Source organism: Leptothoe sp. LEGE 181152 (assembly GCF_032906605.1).
GTDB lineage: Bacteria > Cyanobacteriota > Cyanobacteriia > Phormidesmidales > Phormidesmidaceae > Leptothoe > Leptothoe turfae.
This window is the reverse complement of sequence record NZ_JASATU010000012.1, coordinates 128,632-145,356: the sequence shown is the minus strand read 5'-3', so window position 1 is coordinate 145,356 and position 16,725 is coordinate 128,632. Positions and strand designations below refer to the sequence as shown.

20 protein-coding genes and 1 riboswitch are annotated in these 16,725 nt (G+C 47.1%); of the genes, 14 read left to right on the top strand and 6 right to left on the bottom strand.

Annotated features, from left to right (window positions below; genetic code table 11):
- Nucleotides 1-426: 426 nt before the first annotated feature.
- Complete coding sequence (locus QGP82_RS07080) at nt 427-867, bottom strand: DUF4278 domain-containing protein (protein WP_499058048.1); 441 nt, start codon at nt 865-867, stop codon at nt 427-429.
- A gap of 33 nt (nt 868-900) precedes the next feature.
- A riboswitch (Glutamine riboswitch) is annotated at nt 901-985 on the bottom strand.
- 245 nt (nt 986-1,230) lie between these two features.
- Here QGP82_RS07080 and hoxU point away from each other — a divergent pair.
- The 10 genes from hoxU (at nt 1,231) to QGP82_RS07030 (ending at nt 9,607) form a co-directional block, all read left to right on the top strand.
- Nucleotides 1,231-1,947: a bidirectional hydrogenase complex protein HoxU gene (hoxU, locus tag QGP82_RS07075; protein ID WP_163670446.1), complete on the top strand. Its 717-nt coding sequence runs from the start codon at nt 1,231-1,233 to the stop codon at nt 1,945-1,947.
- A gap of 57 nt (nt 1,948-2,004) precedes the next feature.
- Nucleotides 2,005-2,553: an NADH-quinone oxidoreductase subunit B family protein gene (locus QGP82_RS07070; RefSeq protein WP_163670448.1), complete on the top strand. Its 549-nt coding sequence runs from the start codon at nt 2,005-2,007 to the stop codon at nt 2,551-2,553.
- Between the two features lie 167 nt (nt 2,554-2,720).
- Complete coding sequence (locus QGP82_RS07065) at nt 2,721-3,281, top strand: CBS domain-containing protein (RefSeq protein WP_163670458.1); 561 nt, start codon at nt 2,721-2,723, stop codon at nt 3,279-3,281.
- A gap of 48 nt (nt 3,282-3,329) precedes the next feature.
- A complete protein-coding gene (locus QGP82_RS07060) occupies nt 3,330-4,772 on the top strand; it encodes a Ni/Fe hydrogenase subunit alpha (protein WP_499058046.1) in 1,443 nt (480 codons plus the stop codon).
- 69 nt (nt 4,773-4,841) lie between these two features.
- Complete coding sequence (locus QGP82_RS07055) at nt 4,842-5,357, top strand: hydrogenase maturation protease (RefSeq protein WP_163670462.1); 516 nt, start codon at nt 4,842-4,844, stop codon at nt 5,355-5,357.
- Nucleotides 5,339-5,680 (top strand): hydrogenase maturation nickel metallochaperone HypA, encoded by a 342-nt coding sequence (hypA, locus tag QGP82_RS07050; RefSeq protein WP_499058044.1) that lies wholly within the window; start codon nt 5,339-5,341, stop codon nt 5,678-5,680. Before QGP82_RS07055 ends, hypA begins: the two co-directional genes overlap by 19 nt.
- Before the next feature lie 15 nt (nt 5,681-5,695).
- Nucleotides 5,696-6,442, top strand: coding sequence for a hydrogenase nickel incorporation protein HypB (hypB, locus tag QGP82_RS07045; protein WP_499058042.1), 747 nt, complete (start codon nt 5,696-5,698; stop codon nt 6,440-6,442).
- A gap of 79 nt (nt 6,443-6,521) precedes the next feature.
- The gene (locus tag QGP82_RS07040) at nt 6,522-7,004 is read left to right on the top strand and encodes an adenosine-specific kinase (protein WP_499058040.1); all 483 of its coding nucleotides are present in this window, start codon (nt 6,522-6,524) and stop codon (nt 7,002-7,004) included.
- A 21-nt stretch (nt 7,005-7,025) separates the two neighbouring features.
- Nucleotides 7,026-9,344 (top strand): carbamoyltransferase HypF, encoded by a 2,319-nt coding sequence (gene hypF / locus QGP82_RS07035; protein WP_499058037.1) that lies wholly within the window; start codon nt 7,026-7,028, stop codon nt 9,342-9,344.
- A gap of 17 nt (nt 9,345-9,361) precedes the next feature.
- Entirely contained in the window at nt 9,362-9,607 is a 246-nt protein-coding gene (locus QGP82_RS07030; RefSeq protein ID WP_163670471.1) for a HypC/HybG/HupF family hydrogenase formation chaperone, read from the top strand.
- Nucleotides 9,608-9,628: 21 nt separating this feature from the next.
- Here QGP82_RS07030 and QGP82_RS07025 read toward each other — a convergent pair whose 3' ends face one another.
- Genes QGP82_RS07025 through QGP82_RS07015 form a run of 3 tightly spaced genes read right to left on the bottom strand, consistent with a single transcriptional unit; the run spans nt 9,629 to nt 12,465 of the window.
- Entirely contained in the window at nt 9,629-10,648 is a 1,020-nt protein-coding gene (locus QGP82_RS07025) for a hypothetical protein (RefSeq protein ID WP_163671847.1), read from the bottom strand.
- Between the two features lie 21 nt (nt 10,649-10,669).
- Nucleotides 10,670-11,863, bottom strand: coding sequence for a M20 family metallopeptidase (locus tag QGP82_RS07020; protein ID WP_499058035.1), 1,194 nt, complete (start codon nt 11,861-11,863; stop codon nt 10,670-10,672).
- Entirely contained in the window at nt 11,860-12,465 is a 606-nt protein-coding gene (locus QGP82_RS07015; RefSeq protein ID WP_348918270.1) for a flavin reductase, read from the bottom strand. The genes QGP82_RS07020 and QGP82_RS07015 overlap by 4 nt, the downstream gene beginning before the upstream one ends.
- A 259-nt stretch (nt 12,466-12,724) precedes the next feature.
- On the opposite strand from QGP82_RS07015, the gene QGP82_RS07010 reads away from it, so the two are divergent.
- From QGP82_RS07010 to QGP82_RS07000, 3 genes are all read left to right on the top strand, one after another.
- Nucleotides 12,725-12,886, top strand: coding sequence for a hypothetical protein (locus QGP82_RS07010; RefSeq protein WP_250565187.1), 162 nt, complete (start codon nt 12,725-12,727; stop codon nt 12,884-12,886).
- A gap of 535 nt (nt 12,887-13,421) precedes the next feature.
- Nucleotides 13,422-13,871 carry a hypothetical protein gene (locus QGP82_RS07005; RefSeq protein ID WP_163670479.1) on the top strand — a complete coding sequence of 150 codons (450 nt, stop codon included), beginning with the start codon at nt 13,422-13,424 and terminating at the stop codon, nt 13,869-13,871.
- A 14-nt stretch (nt 13,872-13,885) separates the two neighbouring features.
- A complete protein-coding gene (locus QGP82_RS07000) occupies nt 13,886-14,515 on the top strand; it encodes a CBS domain-containing protein (RefSeq protein WP_163670487.1) in 630 nt (209 codons plus the stop codon).
- Between the two features lie 225 nt (nt 14,516-14,740).
- Here the strand turns inward: QGP82_RS07000 and hpf are convergent, their stop codons facing one another.
- Nucleotides 14,741-15,325 (bottom strand): ribosome hibernation-promoting factor, HPF/YfiA family, encoded by a 585-nt coding sequence (gene hpf / locus QGP82_RS06995; RefSeq protein ID WP_163670489.1) that lies wholly within the window; start codon nt 15,323-15,325, stop codon nt 14,741-14,743.
- A gap of 358 nt (nt 15,326-15,683) precedes the next feature.
- Here hpf and QGP82_RS06990 point away from each other — a divergent pair, with 358 nt between their 5' ends.
- Nucleotides 15,684-16,076 carry a DUF4342 domain-containing protein gene (locus QGP82_RS06990; RefSeq protein WP_499058033.1) on the top strand — a complete coding sequence of 131 codons (393 nt, stop codon included), beginning with the start codon at nt 15,684-15,686 and terminating at the stop codon, nt 16,074-16,076.
- Nucleotides 16,077-16,206: 130 nt separating this feature from the next.
- On the opposite strand, the gene QGP82_RS06985 is transcribed toward QGP82_RS06990, so the two are convergent.
- Nucleotides 16,207-16,350 (bottom strand): NAD(P)-binding protein, encoded by a 144-nt coding sequence (locus tag QGP82_RS06985; RefSeq protein ID WP_499058031.1) that lies wholly within the window; start codon nt 16,348-16,350, stop codon nt 16,207-16,209.
- Nucleotides 16,351-16,725 lie beyond the last annotated feature (375 nt).

Here is a 16,725-nt window from a genome sequence, read left to right as displayed (position 1 = left end):
TACAGAAAAGTCCACTGTTCTTAAGGACATTTGGCTTTTCTGCATCGTTGGTAGTAACCCCGTTATCAGTTGATTAGTGGAGCCATATAAGAATATGGAGAGTGCTATCTCGGGAGTCCGCACTCACAGGTGACACACATGCCACCAACCCAATCACAGTCGCAGCTAACAAACGACTAAAACGTATCAAGCTCATAGCATCCTCCTTCTCCCGGAGAAAGATAAGTTGAAACTGTTTTTATCAGGCTAAAAGGTTAAACCTGTCGTGTTGAATCCTTACCAGGCATATCATTTCAACCCTCAAGAAAAGTCCAACGCCCTTAAGGACATTGGACTCAGGAGCTTTACCACTTACCCTTAAGGGGGCCTGGCAGTTTAGCGATAGAAACGGTATGTCTCATTAGACTCATGGCTGAGCCAGACCTTTCAACTCATGGCCGATTTACTGCGGTCATAACCAGCAAAGTCATGGGGAATTTTCCCTTGAATATGGCTTTCATATTCGGCAGCATTTTCCATCGGTAGACCGACATCTTTAGCAGCTCGAACCAGCATAGAGTGTTCACGCCGACGAATATTGCGCAGATGTTTCATAACAAGGCTACGCATCCAAGCCTTAATCGACAGAAACTCAACAGGAGCTGTTTCAGCAACAGTGGTTATGGATGTTGATTCAGCAATTGTTTCACCAACCGTGTAAGGTACACCCCGATAAACCAACTTAGCCTCAAAGGGATACGCAGGCGGAGGATTTTCAACAGTTTTAAATTGAATATCCTGGCCACGATATTTCCCCACATCACCTGTAGGGCAAGTGCCCAACTCTGTAGGCTGGTAATTATAAGAAACACCACGATACTTTAACATAGTGCCGCCTCCTTAGACTGTGTAGAGAAGAGAGGCGCGTTCCTTCGGGATGACTCCCTACTTCCGTCTCTGTTGGTGTTTCCCTATCAGAAAAATCACCATCAAAGAGATGAACGATTTATCCTACATCCTTATTATCTTATGTAGTTTGATGTTTTATCTAAGATGTTTACACATTGACACTTAGATAAATAAGAGTGAGAAAATAGTCACTGAGGTCAAAAAACTTCATAAGTTTCTCAACGTTTTAAAATAACCTGGAATCAGAATTGTATCGTCCCTAGGGTCTACATCTTATCTCCTTAAGAGTAATATCGTTTCCATTTGACGTTTACTAGCACTTTATTTTCACACTAATCTCCAATGTCTGTTAAAACTCTAACCATTGATAATCAGTTGATTAGTGCCCGTGGGGGAGAGACTATCTTAGATGCTGCTAGAAATGCAGCGATCGCAATTCCTACCCTTTGCTATTTAAAGGGATTATCTACCGTAGGAGCCTGTCGCCTGTGTTTAGTGGAAGTGAAAGGAGCGTCTAAGCTCTTACCTGCCTGTGCGACAGCAGTGCAGGAAGCTATGGTGGTGCAGACGCATACCGAGCGACTACACCATTATCGACGCACCATTGTGGAATTGCTGCTCGCTGAAGGTAATCATGTCTGTGCGGTCTGTGTCTCCAATGGTAATTGTGAATTGCAAGATTTAGCGGTGGAAATGGGGATCGATCATGTTGGTCTTACCTATCAGTTTCCAGACCGTAAGGTAGATATTTCCCATGCTCGTTTTGGGATTGATCACAATCGCTGTGTTCTCTGTACGCGCTGTATCCGAGTTTGTGATGAGGTGGAAGGGGCCCATACGTGGGATATGGCTGGGCGAGGCCATACATCCCATGTGATTAGCGATTTGAACCAACCTTGGGGAGAGTCGAGTAGCTGTACCTCCTGTGGTAAGTGTGTGAATGCTTGTCCGACAGGAGCCTTATTTCATCGGGGTTCAACGGTTGGGGAAATGCAGCATGATCGAGAACAGCTTAGCTTTATTACAACGGCTCGTCAGCAACAACAGTGGATTAGATAAACAGACTGCCTTCCCAAGTTCCTCAAAATTTCTACATATATTGCGAGTCTATAGACCATGGCAAAACTTAAACTGGCAACGGTTTGGCTAGGGGGATGTTCTGGCTGTCATATGTCGTTTCTCGACCTGGACGAGTGGCTATTTGAGCTGGCTAGTCAGGTGGAGTTAGTCTACAGCCCCCTAGCGGATGTTAAGACCTATCCTGACGGTGTGGATGTGGTATTGGTGGAGGGTGCGATCTCAAACCAAGACCATCTAGACATGATCCATCAGGTTCGCGATCGCACCAAATTTCTCATCTCCTTTGGTGACTGTGCGATCACTGGCAATGTCACGGCCATCCGCAACATCCTCGGTGCATCGGAGTCAGCCGACTCTGTTCTCAACCGCGCTTATCTAGAGGCAGATGTTCAACCCCAATTGCCCCACGGAGATCTGGTTCCCACCTTGCTAAACCAGGTCATACCTGTTCACCAGGTGGTATCGGTGGACTGTTATTTACCTGGCTGTCCACCGGATGCTAAACGGATTCGAGCTGTGTTGGGGCATTTGCTACAGGGGAAACAACCACATTTGGTAGGTCCTGAACTGATTAAATTTGGCTAGGTGAAGTAAAGCGCTTGCCCTTCAATCATCACCCCATTACCCCATCACTCATCTACGAAATAAATGCCTGAATAGGGGATTTCCTCACAGGTTCCTCACACTTTCGACATAAAAATAAGGGGTAGGGTACCTGTTTGTATTGGAGTCACCGCTGAGGGAGGGCGATCATGTTATTTGTTAAAGATATTATGACCAAGCCGGTTGTTGTCATTCGCAGTTCGGCTACGGTAGAAAATGCTATTTGGCTGATGCGGACTAAGCGAGTGCGATCGCTAATCGTAGAAGAATTTTATGAGCAAGGTCCCTATGGCATTTTGACGGAACGAGATATTGTTTATAACGTAATTGCTAAGGGGCGATCACCTCATTTTGTTCGTGTTGACCAAATCATGCGACGCCCCTGTATTTGTATGCCGATGGAGGCAACATTGCAAGAAGCTGCCAAAATTTTCTCCGAGTCCGGGATTCATCGGGCTCCTGTGATTGAAAATGAACAGCTCTTAGGGATTGTTTCAATGACGGATATTTTAATGAAAGGTAATCCAGGAGCCTTATCCAAGGATGATCTATCCCGACGTGTCAATGAAGCTCTTCAGCATGCTCGTGTCATTGATGATCAAGATGCGCAGATCCAGCAAGAATGTGATATTGCCTGGCAGGTGCTGGAGGAAATTCAAGCAAATACTGGAGAGACTTTGCCTGGAACGCCTGTATATCCAAAAGGTTGACGTGAGTGGACGGTCATTTCGTAGTTAGCCTGAGGAACTATCGGTGCGGTGAGCAAACGAATTGTCATTAACCCGGTTACTCGGATTGAAGGACATGCCAAGATCTCGATTTATTTGGATGATCAGGGAGAGGTTGCAGATGCTCGATTTCATGTAACTGAGTTTCGTGGATTTGAGAAGTTTTGTGAGGGTCGCCCTTTTTGGGAAATGCCAGGAATTACGGCTCGTATTTGTGGCATTTGTCCTGTCAGTCATTTGTTAGCATCGGCTAAATCTGGTGATCGTCTACTGGCAGTGCAAATCCCCCCAGCGGCAGAGAAGTTACGGCGATTAATGAATTTGGGACAGATTATTCAGTCCCATGCTCTGAGTTTTTTTCACTTGAGCAGTCCGGATCTCTTGTTGGGCTGGGAGAGTGATCCGGCTCAACGTAATGTATTTGGGGTCATGGCAACTGAGCCTGCACTAGCTCGGGGGGGAGTGCGGCTACGTCAGTTTGGTCAAACCGTGATTGAACAACTGGGGGGACGCAAGATTCATCCAGCTTGGGCTGTCCCAGGAGGTGTTAGGAGCAGTCTGTCACGGGTTGGGCGGGAGCAAATTTGTCAGCAGTTATCTGAGGCTAAAAAAACGATCTTAGAAACGCTCACCCTATTTAAGAAACTACTGGAAGACTTTCAAGAAGAGGTTCATATCTTTGGTAATTTTCCCAGTTTGTTTATGGGCTTAGTTGGTGCTGATGGTACCTGGGAGCACTATGATGGCTGTTTGCGAGTGGTCGATAGCGGTGGCAACATTCTTGGGGATCAGCTAGATCCCAGTAATTACAGAGATTTCATCGGTGAGGCGGTGCAGCCAGATTCCTATTTAAAGTCACCTTACTATAAACCTTTGGGATATCCTGATCAGACGCAACATTGTCGCTTAGAAAATGGCCTGTATCGGGTAGGGCCGCTGGCCAGGTTGAATATTTGCGATCGCATCGGCACGCCCCTGGCCGAAATTGAGCTGCAACGTTTCCGGCAGTACGATATGGGTAACAGTTCTTTTTTCTATCACTATGCGCGACTGATTGAGATTCTCACCTGTATTGAACGAATTGAGCTTGCCCTGGACGATCCAGACCTACAGAGCCATCATCTCAGAGCCAGAGCCGATGTCAATCAACATGAAGCTATCGGCGTCGGGGAAGCTCCACGGGGTACTTTGTTGCATCATTATAAAATTGATGACACGGGTTTATTAACTTACGTCAACCTAGTTATTGCTACGGGACAGAACAATTTGGCCATGAATCGTACGGTTGCCCAGATTGCCCGTCATTATATTCACGGTCCCCAGATTCCAGAACCCATGCTAAATCGTGTAGAGGCGGGTATTCGTGCGTTTGATCCGTGCCTGAGCTGTTCTACCCATGCCTTTGGCAAAATGCCGCTGCAGCTCCAGTTGATCAGTGCAGAGGGGCAGCTGCTGGCTGAATGTTACCGTTAAGACTTCATAAGATCCTCATATCTTTTTAATAGCTTTAAGAAAAAGCAGAGCACACACGAGGCTGGTCCTATGCTGCCATCGACTCAAAAATTAACAACGCTTGAATATGACTTTTTAATCATTGGTTACGGTAATGAACTATGCGGAGACGACGCCGTTGGTCCTTGGGTTGCGATGGTGGTGGCCGAATGGCACTTGCCGGCTGTTAAATCCTTGGCTGTGCCCCAACTGACACCAGAACTGACCGCTGAATTAGCGAAAACAAACTATGTGATGTTTGTGGATGCCTGTGGTAATCAGGGTATTCAAACGGTACAGATTGATCCCATTGTTGCCTACGACGAGCAACCTGAGTCCATGGCGTTTGCAGCCCACAGCTACGATCCGCTGGCGTTACTCAATCTCACCCAGCGGCTGTACAACCATCATCCCCAGGCTTGGCTATTGCAAATTCCCATTGAATCCTGTGGTTTAGGACGTCAGCTTTCATCCAAAGCCCATCAAGGTTGCGATCGCGCCTTGAGGTCAATTGAGCAATTCTTAGTTACCTATCGACAACCAGCCCCATGCATGAAATTGGCCTGATACAGGCTGCTTTATCTGTGGCCTTAGACCATGCGCAAGATCAGGGTGCTCGACAGATTCATCGTATCCAACTCCAGGTAGGAGAATTGTCAGGGGTGGATCCAGATGCTCTGGCATTTGCCTTTGACGTGGTCAGTGGCGGTACCCTGGCAGAAAAAGCCGAGCTAGAGCTTATACCAATACCCGTGAGGTGCTATTGCTCATCATGCCAACAGATATTTCAGCCCTCAGACTGGGTGTATAAATGTCCACGCTGTCATCAATTGAGTACGGACATTCGTCAAGGTAAAACCTTAGCACTCACGTCCTTAGAAATTTCATAAGGAGGTGCATTTAGTATGTGTGGACATTGTGGTTGTCAGCATGACCGGCAGATTTTGCCGTTACATCAGAATGTATTAGAGAAGAACGATCATTATGCCGAGCATAATCGGGCATTTTGGCCGCATCTTCTGGTGATCAATATGTTGTCGTCTCCGGGGGCGGGTAAGACAACGCTGATTCAGCGTATCCTCAATGACCGTGACTTAATTGCGGGAGCTGATCCATTAGACCGCCTGCATGGAAAGGTGAAACCAGGTGTGATTGTCGGTGACCTGGCTACTGACCGTGATGCCGAAAGGCTGCGTCAAACCGGTCAAAAAGTCATACAGATTAACACAGGAAATCTCTGCCATCTAGAAGCAGAAGGTGTTGGTCGGGCCGCACGACAACTGGGTTTGGATGACCTAAATTTACTCATCATTGAAAATGTAGGTAACCTGGTTTGCCCTGCTGCCTATGACTTAGGAGAAGACCTGCGCCTGGTGTTGCTGTCTGTGACTGAGGGAGAAGATAAACCACTGAAATATCCCACCCTTTTTAAGTCCGCTCACGCTGTTATCATTAGCAAAATTGATCTAGCTAAAGTTGTAGGCTTTAATCGTGATGAGGCACTACATCATCTACATCTGATTACTCCCCAAGCTTTAGTATTTGAACTTTCTGCTACTACCGGTGAAGGGTTAGCCAGTTTATATGCTTACTTAGGACAGGCCATCTTTCAATGCCATGACAAGATAAACCCTGTTGTGAATGCATGTTAAGTGAGATTTCTGATACCACCTTTAGCCGGGACTGCATTTTCATAACGCCCCCTAAATACATCACTCTTTGGAATTATCAATGGAACTAACACTTGTTGATTTAAACTTGCCCAGCGATAGCAATTTGATTTTGGGGCAGAGCCATTTTATCAAAACCGTAGAAGATCTCTACGAAGTCATGGTCAATGCCTCTGCCCAGATCAAGTTTGGTCTGGCATTTTGCGAAGCGTCTGGCCCCTGTTTGATTCGCGCAGCTGGGAATAGTGAGTCGCTACAGACAGTGGCAGTTGAAAATGCTAAAGCTATGGGCGCAGGTCACAGTTTTGTGATTGTTATGCAGCACGGATTTCCGGTCAATGTGCTGAACGCTGTTAAACAATGTCCAGAGGTTTGTCGCATTTACTGTGCTACGGCCAATCCGGTCCAGGTGGTGATCGCCACCAGCGACCAGGGACGTGGCATTTTGGGCGTTATTGATGGTTTTGCGCCCAAGGGAGTAGAGGAGTCGCAGGATGTGGCTGAGCGCCAACAATTTCTACGACAAATTGGCTATAAGCTATAAAAACATGATGTTAGAACAGTCATGATGCCGGTAACTCCTTCCCTTTGTCGACGTCACCTGACAGTGCGAGGGACTGTGCAGGGAGTGGGCTTTCGGCCATTTGTGTATCAGCTGGCAACAGAATTAGGTCTGGCGGGTGGTGTGAAAAATACTTCCCAGGGCGTCGTGATTGAAATAGAGGGGCCTGAAAAGACGTTACAGATTTTTTTTCAAAAGCTACAACAGGACGTGCCACCCCATGTAGTGATTCGAGCACTTGAGCAACAGGACCTACCAGCGCAGGGGGTAATAGGGTTTCACATCTGGCCTTCTGAGGCTGTGGGCAATGCTACTGAGACCCAAATTTTGCCAGACCTGGCCACATGTACTGAGTGTTTGCAAGATATTCTTTCCCCTCATAATCGCCGCCATCACTATCCGTTTACCAACTGTACCCACTGTGGTCCTCGGTTTAGCATTATCCGGATATTGCCCTATGACCGCTGCCACACAACGATGGCGAACTTTACCATGTGTGCAGACTGTCAGGCTGAATACACCCAGCCTTCCCATCGCCGTTTTCACGCTCAGCCCAATGCCTGTGCTGTTTGTGGTCCGCATCTAGAGTTTTGGATAAAAGAACAACAAAAAGGACCACAGCAGTCTGGCAACCCGCTACACTTGGCTATCGCCATGCTACGTCGGGGTGACATTGTTGCGCTGAAAGGGTTGGGTGGATTCCAATTACTAGTGGATGCCCAAAACCATTGTGCCGTGGCCCGTCTCAGACAACGTAAGGAACGCCCTGATAAACCGCTAGCCCTGATGTACCCTACCTTAGAACAGGTTCACCAGGACTGTAAGGTCTCCGCAGACGCTGCTAAATTGTTGTCCTCAGCCCAGGCTCCAATTGTGCTTTTGCCAAAACGGTTAGGGAGTTCTTCCCTAGCCAACAATATTGCACCTAAGATGGATCGTCTGGGGGTCATGCTGCCGACCACACCGCTGCATCATATTCTCCTTCAGACGTTTACCTCTCCTGTTGTTGCTACTAGTGGAAATCTTTCCGGGGAGCCTATTTGTATTGCTAAACAAGATGCCCTCCAGCGACTAGCCCCCGTGGCAGATGGTTTCTTGGTCCACAATCGTCCCATCCAACGTCCGGTTGATGACTCTGTTGTTCAACTTATCCACGACAAATGCCAGGTATTACGTCATGGTCGAGGCTATGCACCCCAGGTGATTTCGCTGTCTGGTCTAGTTGCTTCTGACGCGCGTATTTTAGCCTTGGGTGCTCACCTCAAAAACGCAATTGCTCTGTTTTCAGGCGATCACATTGTGCTGAGTCAGTATATTGGTGATTTGGATGCCCCACTAACCCTGGAACGGTTGAAACACACCGTGACTGACATGCTTTCTCTCTATACCTGTCAGCCGACGGCCATTGCCTGTGATCTTCATCCGGACTATGGCTCTACGCGACTGGCCCATACTCTGGCTGAGCAATGGGCTGTGCCCGTGATCTCGGTACAGCATCACTATGCCCATGTTCTCGCGGGTATGGCTGAGCATTCCCTAGATGCGCCGCTCCTGGGTGTTGCCTGGGATGGTATGGGGTATGGTCCTGATCAAACTGTTTGGGGAGGAGAATTTCTCCAGATTACGACGTCTGGTTTTGAACGAGTTGCCCATTTGTTACCCTTTCCTCTACCTGGGGGGGACTTATGTAGCCGAGAACCTCGAAGGTCTGCTTTGGGCCTGCTTTATAGCTGTTATGGCGACGTGGCATTTGAGCGCGATGACTTAGTTCCCGTACAAGAATTCTCAGCATCTCAACGGACTGTTCTACAGCAAATGCTGACTAACAAAATTAATACGCCTATGGCCTCCAGCATGGGGCGACTCTTTGATGGGGTGGCGGCACTGCTTAATTTACATCAAGTTGTTAGTTTTGAAGGCCAGGCGGCGTTGACACTGGAGTTTGTCGCTGCTGAAACAATGGTTAAGCGAGGCTATCCTTTTAGAATTTCAAGTACTGTACCCTACGTTATTGACTGGCGACCGATGGTGCGAGAGATCATTCATGATCAGGGTCAGGGGGTGGCGACAGCGTTGGTGGCAGCCAAGTTTCACCGCACGTTGGTGGAAATTGTGACTGCGATCGCAAAACTCATCAACAACTCCAATATCATATTGACCGGCGGTTGTTTTCAAAACAAACTTCTCAGTGAGCAGATAATTCAACATTTACAAATTGCAGGATTCACCCCCCACTGGCATCAGCGTGTGCCGCCCAATGATGGTGGGATTGCCGTTGGGCAGATAATCGGTGCATTACGTCATCTGTCTATGTCTGTCTAATCCTTAGGAGAACAACGATGTGTCTGGCCGTACCCGGAAAAATCATCAGTATTAAAGGGGAGGATCTATCTCGCATGGGCCGAGTTAGTTTTGGAGGCGTAGTCAAAGAAGTTAGCTTGGCCTATGTACCTGAAGCCCAGGCCGGTGACTACGTAGTGGTCCATGTAGGATTTGCCATTAGCAAACTTGATTTAGAAGAAGCAGAACAAACCCTGACCTATCTTCAACAGATTGAAGCCAGTGCCAACTCGGAACCAGCATGAAGTGCAGCAACGGGGGAGGGCTTAGCGGTTCTCAGATAGACACTCCTTGAGTAAGGTTCGTAGCTTATCCACAGATGCATCGGTTGTCAGGCTGAGTGCTGGAACCTTTGCTAATTTTTCCACCAACTCAATGCCAGCTGTTGTATTAGTCGTAATGCCACTCACAATGTTAGGCGTAATGCCAAAACTCTGACTCACACCAATGACAGCGTAAGGGTCAGAGGCACACAGTACCGTAAATTTAATTTGGTTTGTGATCTCGTCTAGAACAACGGCACCATTGTAGGGCTCAAAGGGGGAGGCTCCGGCTTCAGCCACTACCACATCAGGGCTTTGGGCCATAATTCTCGATAGCAGCTGTCGTAAAGATTGCCGAAACTCTTCGGGAGGAACCACAGAGGACGGTAATCCTGCATCCACAAAGTCGAAGATGGCATCGGCCCCGGCGTCATGCATCGACAAAATATCGCGATAGCGGCCAGCTCCCGTGAGTTTTGTCCCAATGACCCGCAGCCCCATTTCTTTCAGCAAACGGATAATTACCCGCGCTGCGGTCGTCTTACCGGCTGACATAGAGGTACCAATAATCATAATGGTGGGACAGGTATAGGGTTGCGGCTCCACCCTGGGGACAAAGTCTTGCATGCAAACCTTATGACTATCCCGTTGCACATGGCCGCGATACATTAAAACAGGCTGTGGGCCAATCAATACCGATTTTGAGGTTACCCGACCAAAGAATCCGGCATTGGTCATATCTTCCATCAGGCAGTCCTTCTGAATAGATTGCCAGTCTCCTACGGCTTCTAATGTAGCGCGCCGTACACCAAAGGCTCCTACTACCCAGTCTCCTGGCATCAGACGAGCCATGCGACCAGTCGTCAATTCAATTGCATCTGGTTGTTGATGGGCTGAGAGGACTTCCCCAACAACATAGTCGCCAGTTGCCCAATAGTCTCTAGCTAAGTGCCGAACCGTAAATGGAACAGTATCTAAATCACTAATGCGAGTCAGGGCACCAAATACATATCGTTTTTCCATCATAGCCTCCTGGAGATTTATTCACAGGCTTGCTTGGGAGTGAGTGAGTTTAGGGGCAAGCAACAGCTGTGTTAGTAAGGCAGTGCGCTCGACCAGGGGGTCAAGGTAAATACATTCGCCGGGGGCATGGGCACTGTCTCCAACGGCTCCCATACCGTCTAAGGTGGCGGTGTATAGACTGGTGGTATTGCCGTCAGAGCCACCGCCCACGGTACGTTCTTCTAAATCAAAACCCAGGTCCGTTGCAGTGTGTTGGGCTAATTGCCAGAGCTGTTGATTGCGTGGAGTTTTTTCCAGGGGAGGACGACCAATTTTTCCCTTGATTTTTAGCTGGATGCCGGGGGTGGTGGGCTGTAGGGTGAGAATAGTCTGTTCAATGCGGTTAACATCGGTGTGATGCAGCACCCGCACATCCACTTCAGCTCGGCTGACGGGAGCAATGACATTGGGGCGAATACCGCCGTCAATGGTGCCGACATTAACGGTGATACCGGCGTCAGGATCGTTTAACTCAAACAGTTTTTGAATGATAAAGGAGAGTTCTAAAATGGCGCTGACTCCTTTGTCCGGTTCGAGGCCGGCATGGGCGGCCTGACCAATGACCTCAATGGTGAAATGACCTACACCTTTGCGGGCAGTTTTGAGATGACCATGGGGACCTAGGGAGGGTTCAAGGACAAAGGTGCGATCGCAAATCTTTGCCAGCCGCCTCACATGGTGCGTAGACTCAAAGCTACCAATCTCTTCGTCAGAGTTGAGAAACACCAACGGCAACACCTGAGGCTTGAGCTCCAATGCCTGCAATGCTTCCAGGGAAAACAGCATCATTGTGATACCCGCTTTCATGTCATATACCCCTGGACCGTAGAGTTTTCCCTGCCGCCGATAAATGGGCATCGTAGCAAGGGTTTCCAGGGGCCAAACCGTATCACTATGCCCTAGCATTAACTGCTTTGGCTGGCCAGGAGAATTTTGTTTAGGAATTGCTAAAAGATGACCACCGGTAAGCTCTCCAGCCAACCGTCGTACCCGACAACCACGTTTTTCAAAGGCTGATTGTAACCGATTTAGTAACGGTTGCTGCGAAGCTGGCACCGTAGAGGGAGACTCAAAATTGGCCAACTCTTGCACCGTTTCAACCATAGCTTCACGGCGCTGGAGAAAATAGTCTAGAAGTAAGCGACCAGTCTGAGCAGGTATCTGAGTCACAGTCATGGATGAGAACCAACGTGAAAGGGAAAAGAATAGCTATGATCAATCTTGGCATAGCGACCTGGAGATAAATAGGCCAATAGGGGTGAACGCAGTAAAATGTCCTGATCATCTTCAGCAGCAGTACGTAAAGCTTCGTCATCTACACTAGCTGCGACAATTTTCCCGGCAATTAAGCTATTATCACCAAAGCCATCAACGATCTTTAAGAGCTGACACTCTAACCCCAACGTAATGTCAGCCAACAGCCGACCATCAATGACAGTGGCCGTTACCGTGGGTAAGGCACACAGGCTTAGTTTCTGATCATCAGCATCACGGGGAGCCGCTGCCAGACTAGCAGATAGAACTTGATTGGGACGCAAAAAGCTGACGGTGAATGCCTTTTCTCGCACAATATTTTGATAGGTATGGTGGCACTGGGTACAGATAAACCCAAAGTAGTTGCCGTCACCCAAGGGCATGGCCTGGTGTTTGGGGGCGAGATTATAGTTTCCCTTGGGTTCACGAGAACCAATGACCACGAGCGGCGAAACGGTAAAAAAGCGCTCCCAAATCGGTATTTCGAGGTCTAACGCAATCGGGTCATGATAGGCAGCGGTCACAGCCAATACCTCCTCTTAGGCAGATTCCTATCTCTATGGTAAGAATCTTTATTATTAGAGAGATAGGACGAGTACAACTTTTAATATGACCTTGGCATGTCTGGGGTTATAGGATTTAACTCAGTGCTCTTCAGACGTAGATAAACTGGTTCGGATCCATCAGATCTAGGCTAGTAGCATTGATATTGCGAACAATCCCAATTAGATCGCCACCAATTGAGATTCCGGCGTTCCGAACCCCGTGTATTCCATCATGTCCATGAACGAGCCCTACAGCATGACCAAGGTTGTTGTCATTGGTTGCTGTATTACTGACTATTTCTGTAACTTTTCCGTAAGCCATGCCACCCTCCTCTATAGCTTTTTAGACGAGTTAGTCATTGTTTACGACTCAGACTATACCGTATTGCTTTGCTTGTAATAGGCCAGTCTCAAAAAGTCTCTTTAAGGTAAAATTTTGTCTCCGTGATTAGCAGACACAATAAGCACTTTTGGTACCCTTTGTAAGGTAAAAAAACTCAAGCCTTACATCTTTAATCTATCAAAATAATGATAAAAAATCCTCAATTTTTTTGATTCTTAATTGGAAATATGCCATCGTTTAGAACTTTCTTTAGCTGGGGTAGCATAGGCATGGGGAGCAATTTAGTACGGGACAGAGTAATGCCCATAAAAAGTCTCCTTCACAACCGCAAAGATGGTGTGGGCATATGGTTGATTCTTCTAATATAGAATTCTAAACATGCCCAAGACAACCATTCTGGACATGAATAAGGTTTATTAAATATCCTCATAAGTTCACCAAGGTTTTTGTCTAGGATCAACCTAGAGAAATAGCTGGAGGCATCTCTATGGCTGGTAGATGTTGCCCAGTTAGGTTAATTAACTTTGGCTGGCTTCTAACATTGGGTGTTATCTTACTCACTCCTGTCACTGTTGAGTCGCAGTCCCCTACCATGGAAACTCCATTGGCCAATCTCACGGATGGGGCCTATCAGCTTTGTACTGAGCCTGCCCCTGAAGATTGGCGTGATGGTTCAGGAACCTGTCTAAATATTGATAAACAGGGCACAATTGTTGATGGCTACTATGGTTATCCCCACAGCAGTGCATTTGTCTGTTTACGTGGCTCAGTTATTGATGACTGGTTCCAGGGTAAAGGTCTAGTGATTAGTTGGACAGGAAATCCCTGGCCAGAGATCTCTCAGGAAGAGTTCACTTGGGACTCTCCAGAGGGGCTTTTATCCTTAAGTCAGGCTGAGTTAGTCCATAGCGAGGGTGTGGGAGAAGAACAGGTGAAGTGGATTATCTTTCACACCGCAAAGCTGAATATGCAATCCATGTACCTGTATGATAGTCCGCGGATGACATCGCCCGTACAGCTATGTGATTGGCCAGTAAATTAGTAGAGGTATCTATAATGATGCGAGTAGCCGATATTATGACCCGCGAAGTGGTTACTATTCGTAACTCTGCAACCATAGCAGAAGCCGCTAAGCTGATGAGTCAGCGTGGGGTTCAGGCGTTAATTGTGGAACGCAGCCATGCACTAGATGCCTATGGTGTAATCACGGTTGAAGATATTGTTGGCAGAGTGATCGCGTTTGGCCGAGATGCTAGGTGGATAAGAGTCTATGAACTGATGACAAAACCCTGTATCGTCTTAAATCCTGATTTAGGTGTGGAATATGCAGCCCGGTTATTGACCCAGACGAATCTACACAGTGCCCCCGTCATTCAATCGGAACTATTGGGAATTGTGTCTGTTACCGATATTTTGGAACGTAGTAACGCAATTGAACAACCTCAGGAAACCTTGCTTGCGGATCAAATTTGTGATCTCTCAGAGAAAGCACGTCATGTTTGCCGAGAGAATGGTCCAGCGTCAAAGGCCTGCCTCAATGCTTGGTTAGCGGTCGATGCATTACAAGCAGAAGCTGCACGTCAACGAGCTGAATCCATTGACAAGACGGCCTCTGAGCAATATTACGATGAAGAGTATCCAGAGGCATTTAAGGATAGAGAGTATGAGGCCTGGTGTAGTGGTTAAGGTTGAGGTGGGTATATGACAATTACTCCCCTCGCTAATGCAGTGCGGTTACCCATGCATGGGGAGATAAAGAGGTTACCATGAATACATTGACACTTCGGCTCCTATGGGCAGTAGTTCTGCCTCTATCGTCTGATGATATTGTTGGTCTTTCCCATGAGGTATAAACTTATGGGCATAGGCGTTAACGATAAAAACGCCTATGCCCCAACCTATATCACTTCGCTAACTATCAGACTGCTCGCGCGGTTGAATGACGCCATAGCCGCCATGGTTCCGCTCATAGATAACATTGATTTCATCAGTCTGGGCATTGCGAAACATATAGAAATCATGATCCACGAGTTGGAGGTTATCCAGAGCCTCTTCGACAGATATAGGAGGCATCATAAAAAACTTGTTGCGCACTACTTTAGGCGGTAGTTCTGGAGAGCGATCTGACGATTCCAAAGCAGTTGTTTCAAGTGACTGATTTAGATCATTGCTAAGGGACTCCCGAGGCTGGGCTCGACGTTGTTTTTTGGTTTTATATTTCTGTAGTTGACGAATCAGCTTATCGGTTACTAAGTCAATGCTGGCATAGAGGTTTTCATGTTTTTCAGCGGCTCTAATAACTGTGCCACTTGCATGTACCGTCACCTCAGCACGTTGTTGGGATGGCTTTTTGATTTGAAGAGGGGCGGATAGCTTAACGTCAACTTTGGTTGCAATATCTTCATGACGTGCTAGTGCTTTACCAATTTTTTGACGGACATAGTCATTTATGGCATCTGTGACTTTAAGATCTTTACCTTGAATAACCCATCGCATATAGGATTGGTCTCCTTACAGGCTACGGTCAGCTTTGATTTACAAGAAGCAGAAGAAGAGTAAAACCGTTTTGCTTAGAGATATCCTTTTCCAGTTATCCCTTTTGGGGGAGATACCCTCCTTTGTCTTTTTAGCCCTTTGAAGCTGATTTAACTACATCATAAGACTTTGAGGTGTTTGTTTTTCAATCTTTAAGAAAAATAAACACCTTTTGGATAAAAAATTCTGTTTGGGTGAATCCCTGTTTTATATGCATTATTCAGATTACTTGACCTCAGGTTGATTGACTTGAGGTTCTTCACAACTTCCTCATAAATCTTGTTTAGCTTATAGATGTAAGCTGTCAAAAGACTTTGTTATGAATACTCATCCTGGAAAAGTGACTCAAACGTTAGATGTTTCGGCGTCCGATGTTTCCAATTCTGAAGGGGTCACTGTTACTGAGTCAGAGGACAAGTCTGCCGAGAGGGTGGTTGTAGAAGAGCTTAAAATTTCTGGTGATGCCCTTGTTGCCAAGGTGAAAGAACTGATTCACCAAGGTAATATTCGCCGCATTATTATCAAAAATGAAGAAGGTTATACTCTGATTGAGATTCCCATGACTGTGGGAGTCCTTGGTGGTGTTATTAGTGCTGCCTTTTTTCCTGTGATTGCAGCTGTGGGAATCATTGGTGCTATGGTAGCCCACCTGACGATTGTTATTGAGCGACAAGAATCAGCAGATGTGAATGATCAAGCAAAAGAAGACTGAGCTTTGATGCAAGGTGAATCATCTTGTAGGGTTTGGATGGCGGTGACCCAACGGGGAGACTTGAAAGACTGCTCAGCTTAATGGCAGTGTGAAATAAGAGCAACTAAATGATTTTCTAGCCGATAGGGCGCTATAAACAATTACAGAAACCGCCAGACTGGTTGTGTAGCTCAAAGAGTTGGGTGCGATAACCAGTCATCTGGGCGTAGCAACCAGCTGCTAATCCGGCAATGCCAGCCCCAATGATGATCATATCAGTTGCGGGTTCTGTCATGGGAGTCGCCCTATTCTACAGGGACTCATAGGTTCCCCATAATTTCTTTGTACTTTAGATGTACCAGTGAGGTACCAATGAGGTAACTCAGACCTAGACATTGTTCTTTTGATTAAGATTCTCAGGAAAGATGACACTACTCTATCGGAAAAGATAATGCCCCCCACTTTAAGACGAAAGTCCTGGTAGGCCCTCACAGGTACTTGTGGGACCTGCGATTTGGCCATAGGCCTCACCACGAGCCTCACGTCAAGACGAGAGTGCTGGTGAGACCCCATGGGCAGCCACGAGAACCCCTGATAGATCTAGCATTGCTGCTGGGTTTGTTGATTGTAGTGATACCGAGACTGCTGTTTCCACCACAGCCATTGATGT